The organism is Pseudomonas sp. LS1212, assembly GCF_024741815.1.
GTDB lineage: Bacteria > Pseudomonadota > Gammaproteobacteria > Pseudomonadales > Pseudomonadaceae > Aquipseudomonas.
The window spans coordinates 4,733,717-4,748,014 of sequence record NZ_CP102951.1; the positions used below are offsets into that span (position 1 = coordinate 4,733,717).

General features: G+C 58.2%; 14 protein-coding genes and 1 pseudogene. 8 read left to right on the forward strand and 7 right to left on the reverse strand.

The window, feature by feature from the left end:
- Positions 1-89: 89 nt before the first annotated feature.
- Positions 90-572, forward strand: a pseudogene (locus tag NVV94_RS22020) (Hcp family type VI secretion system effector).
- A gap of 83 nt (positions 573-655) precedes the next feature.
- Positions 656-1,045, forward strand: a complete 390-nt coding sequence (locus tag NVV94_RS27030; protein WP_408733523.1) for a DUF2778 domain-containing protein — start codon at positions 656-658, stop codon at positions 1,043-1,045.
- Positions 1,046-1,381: 336 nt separating this feature from the next.
- On the opposite strand, the gene groL is transcribed toward NVV94_RS27030, so the two are convergent.
- The 4 genes from groL to NVV94_RS22040 form a co-directional block, all read right to left on the reverse strand.
- Complete coding sequence (gene groL, locus NVV94_RS22025; RefSeq protein ID WP_258444461.1) at positions 1,382-3,025, reverse strand: chaperonin GroEL; 1,644 nt, start codon at positions 3,023-3,025, stop codon at positions 1,382-1,384.
- A gap of 47 nt (positions 3,026-3,072) precedes the next feature.
- Entirely contained in the window at positions 3,073-3,366 is a 294-nt protein-coding gene (locus NVV94_RS22030; RefSeq protein ID WP_258444462.1) for a co-chaperone GroES, read from the reverse strand.
- A gap of 254 nt (positions 3,367-3,620) precedes the next feature.
- Entirely contained in the window at positions 3,621-4,091 is a 471-nt protein-coding gene (locus NVV94_RS22035; protein WP_258444463.1) for an FxsA family protein, read from the reverse strand.
- A gap of 64 nt (positions 4,092-4,155) precedes the next feature.
- The gene (locus tag NVV94_RS22040; RefSeq protein WP_258444464.1) at positions 4,156-4,887 is read right to left on the reverse strand and encodes a HugZ family protein; all 732 of its coding nucleotides are present in this window, start codon (positions 4,885-4,887) and stop codon (positions 4,156-4,158) included.
- A gap of 143 nt (positions 4,888-5,030) precedes the next feature.
- On the opposite strand from NVV94_RS22040, the gene NVV94_RS22045 reads away from it, so the two are divergent.
- The gene (locus tag NVV94_RS22045) at positions 5,031-5,789 is read left to right on the forward strand and encodes an SDR family oxidoreductase (protein ID WP_258444465.1); all 759 of its coding nucleotides are present in this window, start codon (positions 5,031-5,033) and stop codon (positions 5,787-5,789) included.
- 109 nt (positions 5,790-5,898) lie between these two features.
- Here NVV94_RS22045 and NVV94_RS22050 read toward each other — a convergent pair whose 3' ends face one another.
- On the reverse strand, positions 5,899-6,906 hold the full coding sequence (locus NVV94_RS22050) for a DUF481 domain-containing protein (RefSeq protein ID WP_258444466.1): 1,008 nt from the start codon (positions 6,904-6,906) through the stop codon (positions 5,899-5,901).
- 151 nt (positions 6,907-7,057) lie between these two features.
- Between NVV94_RS22050 and NVV94_RS22055 the strand changes: the two genes are divergently transcribed.
- Positions 7,058-7,405, forward strand: coding sequence for an MGMT family protein (locus tag NVV94_RS22055; RefSeq protein ID WP_258444467.1), 348 nt, complete (start codon positions 7,058-7,060; stop codon positions 7,403-7,405).
- A gap of 42 nt (positions 7,406-7,447) precedes the next feature.
- Positions 7,448-9,007 carry an AmpG family muropeptide MFS transporter gene (locus NVV94_RS22060; RefSeq protein ID WP_258444468.1) on the forward strand — a complete coding sequence of 520 codons (1,560 nt, stop codon included), beginning with the start codon at positions 7,448-7,450 and terminating at the stop codon, positions 9,005-9,007.
- Between the two features lie 49 nt (positions 9,008-9,056).
- On the opposite strand, the gene NVV94_RS22065 is transcribed toward NVV94_RS22060, so the two are convergent.
- On the reverse strand, positions 9,057-9,896 hold the full coding sequence (locus tag NVV94_RS22065; protein ID WP_258444469.1) for a mechanosensitive ion channel family protein: 840 nt from the start codon (positions 9,894-9,896) through the stop codon (positions 9,057-9,059).
- A 135-nt stretch (positions 9,897-10,031) separates the two neighbouring features.
- On the reverse strand, positions 10,032-10,517 hold the full coding sequence (locus NVV94_RS22070) for a YajQ family cyclic di-GMP-binding protein (RefSeq protein WP_166364381.1): 486 nt from the start codon (positions 10,515-10,517) through the stop codon (positions 10,032-10,034).
- A gap of 169 nt (positions 10,518-10,686) precedes the next feature.
- Here NVV94_RS22070 and NVV94_RS22075 point away from each other — a divergent pair, with 169 nt between their 5' ends.
- Genes NVV94_RS22075 through NVV94_RS22085 form a run of 3 tightly spaced genes read left to right on the forward strand, consistent with a single transcriptional unit; the run spans position 10,687 to position 14,270 of the window.
- Positions 10,687-11,604, forward strand: coding sequence for a putative 2-dehydropantoate 2-reductase (locus NVV94_RS22075; RefSeq protein ID WP_258444470.1), 918 nt, complete (start codon positions 10,687-10,689; stop codon positions 11,602-11,604).
- Between the two features lie 51 nt (positions 11,605-11,655).
- Positions 11,656-13,692, forward strand: coding sequence for an ATP-binding protein (locus NVV94_RS22080; RefSeq protein ID WP_258447781.1), 2,037 nt, complete (start codon positions 11,656-11,658; stop codon positions 13,690-13,692).
- 2 nt (positions 13,693-13,694) lie between these two features.
- Positions 13,695-14,270, forward strand: coding sequence for a cob(I)yrinic acid a,c-diamide adenosyltransferase (locus NVV94_RS22085; protein ID WP_258444471.1), 576 nt, complete (start codon positions 13,695-13,697; stop codon positions 14,268-14,270).
- Positions 14,271-14,298: the final 28 nt, after the last annotated feature.

Here is a 14,298-nt window from a genome sequence, read left to right on the forward strand (position 1 = left end):
TTACATACAATCTACGCAAAGCCCATTGCGTTCAATTTTTATAGGGTGATAATATAAATCGGGAACCTCATTAGAAAAGGACTTTCAGAATGGCTATTCCTGCATATTTATGGTTGAAGGATGATGGCGGAGCAGACATTAAAGGATCTGTAGATGTTACCGGCCGGGAGGGAAGTGTAGAAGTGCTCGGGTTCGGGCATGGGCTACACCTTCCGACAGATAATATGACAGGAAAAATCACAGGCACTCGCATTCATGCCCCTCTGACATTTGAAAAAGAATTTGATTCCTCTAGCCCATATCTCTATAAGGCAGTAGCAAAGGGGCAGACGCTAAAGTCAGTAGAAATAAAATGGTATAGCATCAATCATACGGGGCAAGAACAATAATATTTCAATATGTTTTTAGAAAACGTAAAAGTCATATCTATTTGCCCCATGATGCACGACTGTAAAAATCCTGCGATGGAAAAGCATAACCACCTCGAAGTTGTGGAACTCCGATACGAGAAAATAACATGGAAGCACTGCGACGGTAATATCATTTTTTCAGACAGTTGGGACGAAAGATGATCAGATGTACGTTCCATTTGAACGGAGGCGCTTTATCGAATCTGTCGTGCCCTGGGGTGGGATTTTTTCCCGCCTACTCAGGGATGGATAGCAGCCGGAATGACCCCAATGCCGTAGCAACTCCAAGTATCGGGCCGCTCCCTCCCGGCAACTACTATATTGTTACGAGAGGACGTGGCGGGCTAGTAACCGGCATTCGAGATTCCTTCGCGTCTCTCGTATCTGGATCAGATCGGAGTATATGGTTTCCTCTGTATCGACAAGACTCAAACATAGATGACCTAACATTTATAGAGAGCGTAGAACGTGGACATTTCCGATTACATCCAGCCGGATATAAAGGTGTAAGCGAGGGATGTATAACACTCCCTCGCCTTTCTGATTTTATGATTTTACGTGAAGCATTATTGAAGACCGCGACTTTCAACCCTACAGCCACATTAAAAGCCTTTGGTACGGTACAGGTATACTAATGCGAGCTACAAAATATGCGATCTTATGGATTTTGGAGTTCGTGATATTCACAATTGTCTTGACGATCTCTTTTTTGACTTTCCCAGAAATTACGTTTTACGAAATTATTTCCAAGTACACAGGCGTTATACAAGGAGATAACTGGGATAACTATTATTTTCTTGGTCTCTGTGTGTTTTCTGTAGTTATTACCGCTTTGTTGGTCTTCTGTTTTGTAGCTGTGCTGGATCGACTTCGACGAAAATAGTGGTCTCGGTCACGCCCAGAAAATTAAAGCAGACATAAAAAAACCCCGCACCAGGCGGGGTTCTTTTTATGCAGCGGGTAAGGCTGGCTTACATCATGCCGCCCATGCCACCCATGCCGCCCATGTCTGGCATGCCGCCGCCAGCTGGTGCGTCGTCCTTGATCTCGGCGATCATGGCTTCGGTGGTGATCATCAGGCTGGCGATCGAGGAAGCAGCCTGCAGTGCCGAACGGGTCACTTTGGCCGGGTCCAGGATACCCATTTCGATCATGTCGCCGTACTCGCCTGTGGCAGCGTTGTAGCCATAGTTGCCGGCACCTTGCTTGACCTTCTCGATCACTACGCTCGGCTCGTCGCCGGAGTTGGCAACGATCTGGCGCAGAGGTGCTTCAACAGCACGACGCAGCAGAGCGATACCCACGTCCTGATCGGCGTTGTCGCCTTTCAGTTCGGAGATGGCTTGCAGAGCGCGAACCAGTGCCACGCCACCGCCAGGTACCACGCCTTCTTCAACGGCTGCACGGGTAGCGTGCAGGGCGTCTTCAACGCGGGCTTTCTTCTCTTTCATTTCAACTTCGGAACCAGCGCCAACCTTGATCACAGCAACGCCGCCGGACAGCTTGGCCAGACGCTCTTGCAGTTTTTCACGGTCGTAGTCGGACGAAGTGTCGGCCACTTGCTGACGGATCTGGGTCACGCGAGCCTGGATGTCCGCTTCAACGCCAGCACCGTCGATGATGGTGGTGTTTTCTTTGGACAGGATGACGCGCTTGGCGTTGCCCAGGTGTTCCAGGGTGGTGCTTTCCAGGCTCAGGCCGATCTCTTCGGAGACAACGGTACCGCCGGTCAGAACGGCGATGTCCTGCAGCATGGCCTTGCGACGGTCGCCGAAGCCTGGAGCCTTGACGGCTGCAACCTTGACGATGCCACGCATGTTGTTCACAACCAGAGTCGCCAGGGCTTCGCCTTCGACGTCTTCAGCCACGATCAGCAGTGGGCGGCCGGCCTTGGCAACGGCTTCGAGCACTGGCAGCATTTCGCGGATGTTGGAGATCTTCTTGTCGACCAGCAGGATCAGCGGGCCGTCGAGCTCGGCGACCATGGTGTCTGGCTTGTTGACGAAGTAAGGGGACAGGTAGCCGCGGTCGAACTGCATGCCTTCAACGACCGACAGTTCGTTTTCCAGGCCCGAGCCTTCTTCAACGGTGATCACGCCTTCTTTACCGACTTTTTCCATGGCTTCGGCAATGATGTCGCCGATGGAGTTGTCGGAGTTGGCAGAGATGGTACCGACCTGGGCAATGGCCTTGGAGTCAGCGCATGGCTTGGACAGAAGCTTAAGCTCTTTGACGATGGCGATGGTCGCCTTGTCGATACCACGCTTGAGGTCCATCGGGTTCATGCCGGCAGCGACGGCTTTCAGGCCTTCGTTGACGATCGATTGAGCCAGCACGGTAGCGGTGGTGGTACCGTCGCCTGCGTCATCGTTGGCACGGGAGGCAACGTCTTTGACCAGCTGCGCGCCCATGTTTTCGAAGCGATCTTTCAGCTCGATTTCTTTGGCAACGGAAACGCCGTCCTTGGTGATGGTCGGAGCGCCGAAGCTCTTCTCGATGATCACGTTACGACCTTTCGGGCCCAGGGTCGCTTTTACCGCGTCAGCCAGTACGTTGACACCGGAGAGCATTTTCTTGCGGGCGGAATCGCCGAATTTAACTTCTTTAGCAGCCATGATCGTTTTTCCTTAAATACTTTTTAGTAACGGGAAACCAGCGGTTATCAGCCTTCGATGACAGCGAGGATTTCGTTCTCGCTCATCACCAGCAGGTCTTCGCCGTCAACTTTCACAGTGTTGCTGCCCGAATAAGGGCCAAACACGACCTTGTCACCCACTTTCACGGCCAGCGCACGTACTTCACCGTTGTCCAGCACGCGGCCGGCACCTACAGCGACGATTTCGCCACGGTTAGGTTTTTCAGCGGCCGAACCTGGCAGAACGATACCGCCAGCGGTTTTGGATTCTTCTTCGCTGCGACGGATAACGACGCGATCATGCAGAGGACGAAGCTTCATTGTCGATCTCTCCTAATTGTAGTTTTCATCGGCCGGTGTCGGTACCGGCAGGTTGATACATCCGGCGGTGCCGGTCGCAGCTCGCGAGGCGGGCCGCGGAAGTTATGTCTGATGCGGGACCAGAAACCTTGCGGTGACCCATACATGAGGTCGCGCAATCCAATTACAAGGCTTGCAGGTGAAATTTTTTGTCGAAACCCTGCCCAAACGAGACACGGCCCCAGAAGGGGCCGTGTCGGTAGGCAGTGCTTGCCTCAGGAGTCGCGATGCTCGTATTCGCCTTCGATCACGTTCGGCTGCCGTGGGCTGCCGTCCGGACCTTGCGGGCGACGTGCCTGCAAGTCATCGGCAAAGGCACGCTGACGCATGGCCTGTTCCTCGGCACGCGCGTGCATCTTGCGACTGGCCAGGCGGCGGGTAAACGGCAGCAGGCAGATCAAGCCCAGTACATCACTGATGAAGCCCGGCAGGATCAGCAGGCCACCACCTACGGCAAGCATCAGCCCCTGGAACATCTGCTCGGCCGGCAATTCACCGCGCTGCAGGCTTTCCCGCGCACGCAGCGCCGTGGCCAGGCCGGCCACGCGCATGACCAGCACACCAAAGGCCGAACCCGCGATGATCAGCAGCAGCGCGGGAAAGAACCCGATGGCTGTGCTGACCTTGAAAAACACATACAGCTCCAGCACCGGGAACAACAAAAACAGCAATAGAAAAGCACGCATCAAGGTTTCCTCAGCGGAAGTCTCCCTTCCTGTAGACCTTAGATGACGGCATTACTCCGCTATTTCAAGCCTCGGCCGCAGTATTTGTCGGCCACCGGTCAGCGTGAGCCAGGAAAACCAAGGCTTCGCGCACTTGTGTCGGGGTGTTGCAAGACGCTGCGAACGGCAGCCAGTACACCCCCTGGCCTATGCGCAAGTGCATGCCTTCGCCGTCGATACCGACCATTTGCGCCGGTGCCGTCTGCGGCAGGCCGGCCAGTTCCACGTAATGAGCAATGGCCTTGGCGTGGTCGCTGTTCATGTGCTCGATCATGCTCGCTTCGGCCTTGCCGGCAAAGGGATTGGCCAAGGTCACGTCATCGAGCCAGTGAATGGCGCCGAAGCCGCCGATGTAGCGGTGGCGCACAGGTGTGAGCACCCAGAAGTCGAAGTCGTGGGCGCTGTGATAGCTGCTCGACTCGGGGAAATAGCGGTAGTAACGCTCGGCAGCAGCCTCGACCGCCATCGGGTCGGTGATTTTCTGCGCCTCGGCCAGCACGGTCAGGCGGCCGACAGCCTGCACGTCTTTGGCCTCGCGCTCGCCGACCAGCAACGAACACTTTGGATCGCGTTGCAAGTTATGTGTGTGTTGCGCGATGCGACTGATCAGGATCAACGGGTTGCCCTGTGCATCCAGGCAATAAGGCACCACTGATCCGAATGGGAACCCAGGCATGGATTTGGAGTGGGTGGAGAGCACTCCACGGTATTCCTTGAGCAGCAATTCTCGTGCATGCTTAATGGCTTTCACGCTCACCTTATGACTCCTTATTTAGAATCCGTCATAAAACGGACAGGCGCCCTGGTCAATGTTCTGGCAGCGCCACGCGGGGATACCTCGACTTGCTGTCCGAGTGCCTCGGTAAGGACCACTCTCAGACCTGCTTGTGGGGCACGCAAATGCAATTAAACGACAAAGTAATCATTATCACTGGCGGATGCCAGGGTTTGGGTCGCTCGATGGCCGAATATCTCGCGGCCAAGGGCGCCAGGCTTGCGCTGGTGGACCTCAACCCCGAGAAACTCGATCAGGCCGTGGCCGCCTGCGAGGCGTTGGGCGTCGAGGCGCGCGCTTACCTGTGCAACGTTGCCGACGAAGACCAGGTGACGCACATGGTTGCCCAGGTAGCCGATGACTTCGGCGCCATTCATGGCCTGATCAACAACGCCGGCATCCTGCGCGACGGCTTGCTGCTGAAGGTCAAGGACGGCGAGATGAGCAAGATGAGCCTGGCCCAGTGGCAGGCGGTGATCGACGTGAACCTGACAGGCGTGTTCCTCTGCACCCGTGAGGTCGCGGCGAAGATGGTCGAGCTGAAGAACCAGGGCGCGATCATCAATATTTCCTCGATCTCGCGCGCCGGCAACGTTGGCCAGACCAACTACTCGGCAGCCAAGGCCGGCGTTGCGGCCGCGACCGTGACCTGGGCCAAGGAACTGGCGCGCTACGGCATTCGCGTGGCAGGCATCGCCCCCGGTTTCATCGAGACCGAGATGACCGCCAGCATGAAGCCTGAGGCTCTGGAGAAAATGACTTCCGGTATTGCGCTCAAGCGCATGGGCAAGCCCGAGGAAATTGCTCACTCGGCGGCCTATATCTTCGAGAATGATTACTACAGCGGGCGGGTTCTGGAGCTTGATGGGGGGTTGAGAATCTAAGGCGCAAGCCTTCCAGGGCCTCATCGCTGGCAAGCCAGCTCCTACAAGGGCCGCGATAATTTGTAGGAGCTGGCTTGCCAGCGATCGAGCGCGCAGCGGTCGCAACGGCTTACCAGGTCACGCCAAAGCCCGCGGTATAGCGGGTCTTGTCCAGATCGTTGTCGTCGGTCCCGCTGATGATGTCCTTTTCCGCCTTGAGGTTGAGCGAGGCCCACTCGGTGACCTTGTAGCGAAAGCCCATTTCCGCATCGAGGGCGTAATCGGCCACATTGCCCAAGGGTTTGCCCACCTCGCCGTTGGTGAAGAACTCGACTGTCTTGCCGACCAGGTAACGGTTGTAATCCCACTTCATGGCCAACGAGTAGAAATTGTCCTTGGTACCATCGGCATATTCATAGTCGGTTCGGTTGAGCAGCGAGCCCAGGGAGAATGCGCCCAGTTCGTTGTCCCAGAACTGATAACCCGGACCTGTACCGATGGTGCGTTGACGGGCCAGGTCTTCGATGTGGTCGCGCTGGTACTTCAGGCGCCCCTGCCAGAACCACTTGTCAGTAATGAAGCGGTCCAGGGCATATTCGGTCGACCAGTTGTTCGCGCTGGTAGTGCCGTCCTGGCTCTCGCGGTTGTACTCGCCTTCGGCGTTGTGCCGCCAGCGGCCGTGGCGGGCTGTGGTCTTGAAGTCGACGTCATAGTCATCGGTATCGGATTCGGCACGCTTGTAATCCAGCGCCACGTCCACGTTGCCCTTGAACATCAGGTCTTCGACGACGGGCTTTGGCTTCATGATCTGCTGAATACTCGCAAGGTCAACGGTCTTGGGCGCCTCGTCGTTGGCCAGGGTTACCTTGCCCGGTTCTGCAGCGTGCAGCGACTTGGCTTTTTCACCGCTATATTCATCTTGCTTGACCAGCAATTCCTGATCGCTTTCCAGCGTCTTGACCTGTTTCCAGTCGATCGGGATGGCACCACCGTATTCGGTCTGGATCAGCAATTTGCCGCCGTCGAAGACTTTGATCTTGCCGCTCACACGATCTCCGTTCTTCAGCCATACGGTATCGGCAACAGCGGATGAGGAGGCGCCGATGACGGCAAGGCAAAACAGGATTCTAAGCAACATAAGCAAACGCTGGGCTCGGTCTTTGAAAAAATCGGGCATTATCCGGGTAGAACAGCCTTGAGCAAGGACTGGCCGACCGAATGGCATTGAGTTCAATATGTATTTGCACCTGATACGCCGATGCAAAACCGCTCAAGCGCGGGAATTGTGAATGACCGAGCCCATCGACCTCACCGACAATCAGGCCCGACGGACGGCATTGTACGTAGTGCTTGGGCAGGTGCCCGAGGGCAAGGTCGTCAGTTATGGCCAGCTGGCCGAATTGGCCGGCCTGGGTCGGGCCGCCCGCTGGGTCGGGCGAATGCTGAGCCAACTGCCGGACGGTACACGATTGCCCTGGCACCGGGTGGTCGCCGCCGGAGGGCGCATCAGCCTGCCGCTGGGCACGATTTCCGGCGACGAACAACGTGCACGTTTACGCGCAGAAGGCATCACTATCTCGAACAATCGTATAGATATGAAGTGCCATGGCTGGCGCCCGATGTCGCCATGCGGTTAGAGTGCGCGCTTTGTTTTCGTAAACTGAGGCAGATTCCAGCCCATGCCCCGTAAAACCTGGCGCGCCGCGCTCGCTGCCTATGCCAGCCCTTCGACACTCGTGCTCCTGCTGCTCGGATTTGCCGCTGGCTTACCGTACATGCTGGTTTTTTCCACCCTTTCGGTATGGTTACGCGAGGCGGGCGTCGCCCGCGAGACCATTGGCTATGCCAGCCTGATCGGACTGGCGTATGCCTTCAAATGGGTCTGGTCACCGCTGCTCGACCAGTGGCGGCTGCCCATGTTGGGCAAATTCGGCCGGCGCCGCTCCTGGCTGGTGTTGTCCCAGGCGCTGGTGGTCGTGGGCCTGATCGGCATGGGTTTTTGCGACCCGCAAACACATCTGTCCTGGCTTATTGCCCTGGCCGTACTTGTCGCCTTCTCGTCGGCAACCCAGGACATCGCCATTGACGCCTATCGCCTGGAAATCGCCGAGGACAGCCGTCAGGCCGCCCTGGCCGCCAGCTACATGGCTGGCTATCGGGTGGCTGCGCTGCTGGCCACCGCCGGTGCGCTGTTCATTGCCGAAGGCTTCGGCTCGACGGGTTTCAATTACCTGCACAAGGCCTGGACCGGCACCTACGTGCTGTTCGGCATGCTGATGGTACCCGCGCTGATCACCAGCCTGGTGATGCGTGAACCGCCAGTGCCGCTGCGCACCCAGCTGTCGGCCGCGCGCTACGGTTTCAGTCATCAGCTGGTGTCGGTGTTCGTGTTGATTATCCTGCTGGTCTCGGTACCGGCGATGTTCACCCAGCTGTACAACACCGACTTTGCCAGCGTGCTGTTCGAGGGCGCCAGCCCGCTCGACCTGTTGTTCGAAGACCGGGCATTCCTGCGGGCGATCCTCTACACCGTCCTGACAGCCCTGTGCCTGTCCTCCATGGGGCGTCGTGGCCTGGCACCGGTACTGACCCCGGTCAACGACTTCATCCTGCGCTACCGCTGGCAGGCCCTGCTGTTGCTTGGCCTGATCGCTACCTACCGGATGTCCGATACGGTCATGGGCGTCATGGCCAATGTGTTCTACATCGACCAGGGCTTCACCAAGGATCAGATCGCCAGCGTCAGCAAGATCTTCGGCCTGATCATGACCCTGCTTGGCGCCGGCTTCGGTGGCCTGGCGATCGTACGCTTCGGGATTCTGCCGATTCTGTTCATCGGCGGCGTCGCTTCGGCAGGGACCAACATCCTGTTCCTGATGCTGGCCGGCATGGGCGCGAACCTGCAGATGCTGGTGGTGACCATTTCCCTCGACAACTTCAGTTCGGGCCTGGCGACCTCCGCGTTCGTCGCCTACCTGTCGAGCCTGACCAACCTGAAGTTCTCCGCCACCCAATATGCCCTGCTCAGCTCGATCATGCTGCTGCTGCCGCGACTGATCGGCGGTTACTCCGGGGTCATGGTGGAGAAGTTCGGCTACCACGACTTCTTCCTGATCACCGCGCTGCTTGGGGTGCCGACGCTGATTCTGATTCTCTTGCACTGGCACCAGGAAAACCGCCGAAATCGAGATGCCGACGTCGATGCCGACAACCCGGTCGGCGAGCAACCACTGAAATAAAAAAGCCCCGGCTCATGGAGCCGGGGCTTTTTCATTGGGCTTTGCGTTACTACACAGCCGCTTCCTGAACCACGCGAATTACCCGTTGTGGGAAAGGAATGTTGATCCCCTCTGCCTTGAGACGATCGCGCGCCTGCTCGTTGAGCATGAACATCACGTCCCAGTAATCGGCTGTATTGACCCAAATCCGCAGGGAAATGGTGATCGCGCTATCGCCGAGGGTCGACACAACCGCTTGCGGCTCGGGATCGGACAACACTCGAGGATCCTTGGCCAACTCCAGCAGCACCTGGCGGGCCGTCTGCAGGTCGGCCTCGTAATCGACACCGACGTCGAACACGACCTTGCGGGTCGGCTGACGGTTGTAGTTGGTGATGATGCCGTTGGACAGGTTGCCGTTGGGCACGATGACGGTCTTGTTGTCGGCGGTGCGCAATACGGTGTGGAAGATCTGAATGCTATCGACCGTACCGCTCACACCTTGCGCTTCGATCCAGTCACCGAGGCGGAAAGGACGAAACAACAAAATCAACACACCGCCGGCGAAGTTGGCCAGGCTACCTTGCAAGGCCAGGCCGATGGCCAGGCCTGCCGCACCGATCGCCGCAACGAACGAGGTGGTCTCGACACCGATCATCGAGGCGACGCTGACAATCAGCAGCACCTTCAAAATGACATTGGCCAGGCTGCTGATGAAACCCTGCAGGGCCTGATCGGCGTGACGGGTAGCCAGCAACGCGCCGACCTTCTCGGTCAGCTTGTTGATCAACCACCAGCCGATGGCCAGGGTCACCAGAGCCAACAGTACCCGACTGCCGTATTCCATGATCATCGGGATCCAGGTTTGCGAGGCCTTGACCAGCTGATCTACTTCAGCATTCAAATCCATATTTCTCTCCTATGCCGGGCGGCAACGGTTGACGGTTGGCCGGTACGCTCGAATGTTCATCAGTCGAGCGTTTCTTTTGGCCATGGGTTGGGACGCCCAAAAAGCCCAAAGGTTCCCCGGGTTCGCCAACGGCAATCAGTCGCGGAAGTTGTTGAACTGCAGCGGCATGCCGAATTCCTTGGCACGCAGGGCTGCGATGGCTTCCTGCAGGTCATCGCGTTTTTTGCCGGTAACGCGTACCTGCTCACCCTGGATGGCGGCTTGAACTTTCAATTTGGCGTCTTTGATATGAGCAACGATTTTCTTGGCCAGCTCTTTATCGATGCCTTCCTTGAGAACGGCTTCCTGCTTCACCACCTTGCCCGACGCATAAGCGTCCTTGATTTCCAGGCATTGAACGTCGATCTTGCGCTTGACCAGTGCCAGCTTGAGGATCTCGATCATCGCCTCGAGCTGGAAGTCGGCTTCAGCGGTCAAGTTCACGGTGAGCTCTTTTTCCTTGAACTCGAAGCTGCCCTTGCCCTTGAGGTCATAACGGCGATCCAGCTCCTTGACGGCGTTCTCGACAGCATTGGTGACTTCGTGCTTGTCCAGTTCGGATACCACGTCGAACGACGGCATGTAATTTCTCCATAATAAACGGCGCAGCTCAGCATACAGATGGAGCACGCCTGGTTTGACGGTTAAAATGCAGAGCCATTATAACGGTTGCCAGCATTGCAAATGGCCCTTGATGGGCTTTTTCCACCCGACATTGCGAGACTGCCATGCCAACTCCGAAACAAGCCCGATGAGCCGTACCTGGCATATCCTCGGCGCCGGCAGCCTCGGCAGCCTGTGGGCCTGTCGCCTGGCGCGCGGTGGCCTGCCGGTTCACCTGATCCTGCGCGATGCAGCACGACTGAAGTCCTACGAGGCCGCAGGCGGGCTGACACTGGTGGAACACGGCCACAGCCAGACCCTTGCCATTCCCGCCGAAACGCCAGACGCGCCCACCCCCATTCATCGCCTGCTGGTCGCCTGCAAGGCCTATGACGCCGAACAAGCGGTGGCCCGACTGGCGCCACGGCTCGCCCGCGACGCCGAACTCATCCTGCTGCAAAACGGCCTGGGCAGCCAGGACGCGGTCGCAGCATTGGTGCCTCAGGCGCGCTGTATCGTTGCGTCAAGCACCGAAGGGGCGTTTCGCGAATCGGATTGGAAGGTGGTGTTCGCCGGGCACGGTTTCAACTGGCTGGGCGATCCGGGCAATCCAGCACCTCCCACCTGGCTGGGCGATTTGCAGGACAGTGCCATTCCCCATCAATGGACACCCGACATCCTCACCCGGCTCTGGCGCAAGCTGGCGCTGAACTGTGCGATCAACCCCCTGACGGTGCTGCACGATTGCCGCAATGGCGGCCTGCTGGATCACCACTGTGAAGTTGCCACCCTCTGTGCCGAGTTGAGCGAGCTGCTCCAGAAGTGCGGGCAACCCCAGGCCGCCGTGGAACTGCAGTTTGAAGTCGAACGGGTCATCCAGGCGACGGCCGCCAACTACTCTTCCATGTATCAGGACGTGCGTCAGGGCCGGCGCACCGAAATCGGCTATTTACTGGGCCATGCCTGCCGCGTCGCGGCTCGCCACCGCTGCAACCTGCCTCATCTGCAACGACTCTACCGGCGGTTGGTCGAGCACTTGAACGCCCATGGATTGCCCAGCGACTGAAGGCGGCGTTACCCTGCCCTTTCATTCATCGAAAATGACCAGACCTTGACCATGCATTTGCGCGAACGCCTGGATAACCTGCCAGTCGGCCAGAAGCTGCTGGCCGCCCTGCTGGTGCTTTTGACCACCGTATTGCTGGTCGCCAACCTGACGTTCATCAGTGCCGCTTACTGGATTTCCCAGGAAAACATGGCACCGCAAGCCCTGCAAACCATCGGCCGACTGATCTCCAACCCCGGGATCGCCCAACAGGCACTGGATTCCGAGGCATCGGCCAAGGCATTGCTCAAGGAACTCAACAGTTACTCGCCATTGCGTGCAGCGGCCCTCTACGGCGGCGAAGGCAAACTGCTCGCACAGCTGCAGCAAGGCGACCTGCTGAGCCTGCCGAAACATTATCGCAACATCGAGAACTGGCGCATCACGGAGTTCCGCAATACCCAAGTGATCACCCTGCCACGCCCTGGCAAGGCTCCCGGGCACCTGTTGCTGGTGGCCAGCAGCGAACTGCCGATGGCCTTCTATACCGGGACCCTGACAGCCAGCCTGGGGATCCTGGTGTTCAGCGTGTTGCTGTGGATGGTCATCGCCCAACAGATCAAGCGCCTGATCACCCAGCCGATCCATCAACTCGAAGAGTTGTCGCGCCAGGTGACCCGCGAAGAAAACTACGCCTTGCGCGCCAAACCCGGCAACCACGACGAAATCGGCAGCCTGGCCGAGGCCTTCAACACCATGCTCTCGCGCATCGAGGCGCGCGAACAGCAGCTCAAGCGTGCCCGCGACGAATCCCAGGCGGCCTTCGATCAGGCGCAAGGCCTGGCCGAGGAAACCCGGCATACCAACCGCAAGCTGGAGCTCGAAGTCCAGGTCCGCAGCAAGATCGAAAAGAAGCTCACCGGCTTTCAGAATTACCTCAACAGCATCATCGACTCCATGCCTTCGGCGCTGATCGCACTGGATGAACAGCTGTACGTCACCCAATGGAACCAGGAAGCCAGCGCCCTTTCCGGCACCCCCCTGGACGAAGCCTTGAATCAGCCGATCTTCCTTGCCTTCGAGCCGCTCAAGCCCTTCCTGCCGCAATTGAAGAACACCGTCGAACGCCATAGCGTGGCGAAGATCGAACGGGTGACCTGGACCAAGGACGATATACCTCGCTACTACGCACTGACCTTCTACCCGCTGATGGGCGGTGCAGGCCGGGGCGTGGTCATCCGGATCGATGACATCACCCAGCGCCTGTCGCTCGAAGAAATGATGGTGCAGTCGGAAAAAATGCTCTCGGTGGGCGGCCTGGCAGCCGGCATGGCCCATGAAATCAACAACCCGCTGGGCGCCATCCTGCATAACGTCCAGAACATCCGCCGGCGGCTGTCGCCGGAATTGCCGAAGAACCTGGAGCAGGCCAGTGAAGCCGGCATCGATTTGACGACCGTCAATGGCTACCTGCAAAGTCGCGGGGTACCGCAGTTGCTCGACGGTATCCAGCAGGCTGGCGCACGCGCCGCGAAAATCGTTACTCACATGCTCAGTTTCAGCCGCCGCAGCACCCGCCAGATGGCGCCCTGCGACTTGCCGGCACTGATCGACCAGGCCGTCGAAATCGCCGGCAATGACTTCGACCTGGCCATCGGCTTCGATTTCAAGGGCCAGGCCATTACCCGGCAATTCGATCCTGAACTGGGACCGGTGCCGGGCACCGCCAACGAACTGGAGCAGGTTCTGCTCAACCTGCTGAAAAATGCCGCGCAAGCCATCCATCTGCGCCCCGAAGGCAGCGAACCCGGGCGCATCACCCTGCGCACCCGACTGAACCCGCCGTGGGCCGAGATCCAGGTCGAAGACAACGGCATCGGCATGTCGGAAAGTGTCCGCAAACGCACCTTCGAGCCGTTCTTCACGACCAAGGAGATCGGCCAGGGCACGGGCCTGGGCCTGTCCGTTTCGTATTTCATCATTACCAACAATCACAAGGGTCAGATGGAAGTGCAATCCACGCCGGGCCAAGGCACATGCTTTACCTTGCGTCTACCGCTGGCCGGCACCCCGGTGTCACCTCAACTCTCTACCAACGCGGAGATATAGGCATGGGTTTTCGCCTGTCGAAGATTTACACACGTACCGGCGACAAAGGTGAAACCGGCCTGGGCGACGGTCGTCGAGTCCCCAAGAATCACCCTCGGGTCGAAGCGATCGGCGAAGTCGATGCGCTCAACAGCCAATTGGGGTTGTTGCTCGCCGGGATCAAAGAGCAAAGTGCCGAACGCCCCGCCTTGGGCGAACTGCTCGAAGTATTGTCGCCCTGCCAGCATCGCTTGTTCGACCTCGGTGGCGAGTTGGCGATGCCGGCTTACCAGGCCTTGAACGAAGCTGAAGTGCAACGGCTCGAAGCGGCCATCGACCGCTGGAACGAGGAATTGGGGCCGCTGGAAAATTTTATCCTGCCGGGCGGTTCGACCCTGATTGCCCAGGCGCATGTCTGCCGCAGCCTGGCCCGCAGCGCCGAGAGGCGTTGCCAGCAGTTGAATGCCGAGGAGCCTTTGGCGGGTGTGGGGTTGGCTTACATCAATCGGCTGTCGGATTTGTTGTTTGTTGCTGCACGGTTGATTGCGCGGCGGCAGGGGGTTGCCGAGATACTCTGGCAAGCGGCCGTGAAACCTTGAGGGCCTCATCGCTGGCAAGCCAGCTCCC

What these genes read in the sequence shown, in the direction of transcription:
- NVV94_RS22045 (WP_258444465.1), top strand. Translation starts at nt 5,031, where the DNA reads ATGCAATTAAACGACAAAGTAATCATTATCACTGGCGGATGCCAGGGT.
- NVV94_RS22075 (WP_258444470.1), top strand. Translation starts at nt 10,687, where the DNA reads ATGAGCCGTACCTGGCATATCCTCGGCGCCGGCAGCCTCGGCAGCCTG.
- NVV94_RS22035 (WP_258444463.1), bottom strand. Translation starts at nt 4,091, where the DNA reads ATGCGTGCTTTTCTATTGCTGTTTTTGTTGTTCCCGGTGCTGGAGCTG.
- NVV94_RS22070 (WP_166364381.1), bottom strand. Translation starts at nt 10,517, where the DNA reads ATGCCGTCGTTCGACGTGGTATCCGAACTGGACAAGCACGAAGTCACC.
- NVV94_RS22050 (WP_258444466.1), bottom strand. Translation starts at nt 6,906, where the DNA reads ATGTTGCTTAGAATCCTGTTTTGCCTTGCCGTCATCGGCGCCTCCTCA.
- NVV94_RS22055 (WP_258444467.1), top strand. Translation starts at nt 7,058, where the DNA reads ATGACCGAGCCCATCGACCTCACCGACAATCAGGCCCGACGGACGGCA.
- NVV94_RS22060 (WP_258444468.1), top strand. Translation starts at nt 7,448, where the DNA reads ATGCCCCGTAAAACCTGGCGCGCCGCGCTCGCTGCCTATGCCAGCCCT.
- NVV94_RS22030 (WP_258444462.1), bottom strand. Translation starts at nt 3,366, where the DNA reads ATGAAGCTTCGTCCTCTGCATGATCGCGTCGTTATCCGTCGCAGCGAA.
- groL (WP_258444461.1), bottom strand. Translation starts at nt 3,025, where the DNA reads ATGGCTGCTAAAGAAGTTAAATTCGGCGATTCCGCCCGCAAGAAAATG.
- NVV94_RS22080 (WP_258447781.1), top strand. Translation starts at nt 11,656, where the DNA reads ATGCATTTGCGCGAACGCCTGGATAACCTGCCAGTCGGCCAGAAGCTG.
- NVV94_RS27030 (WP_408733523.1), top strand. Translation starts at nt 656, where the DNA reads ATGGATAGCAGCCGGAATGACCCCAATGCCGTAGCAACTCCAAGTATC.
- NVV94_RS22085 (WP_258444471.1), top strand. Translation starts at nt 13,695, where the DNA reads ATGGGTTTTCGCCTGTCGAAGATTTACACACGTACCGGCGACAAAGGT.
- NVV94_RS22065 (WP_258444469.1), bottom strand. Translation starts at nt 9,896, where the DNA reads ATGGATTTGAATGCTGAAGTAGATCAGCTGGTCAAGGCCTCGCAAACC.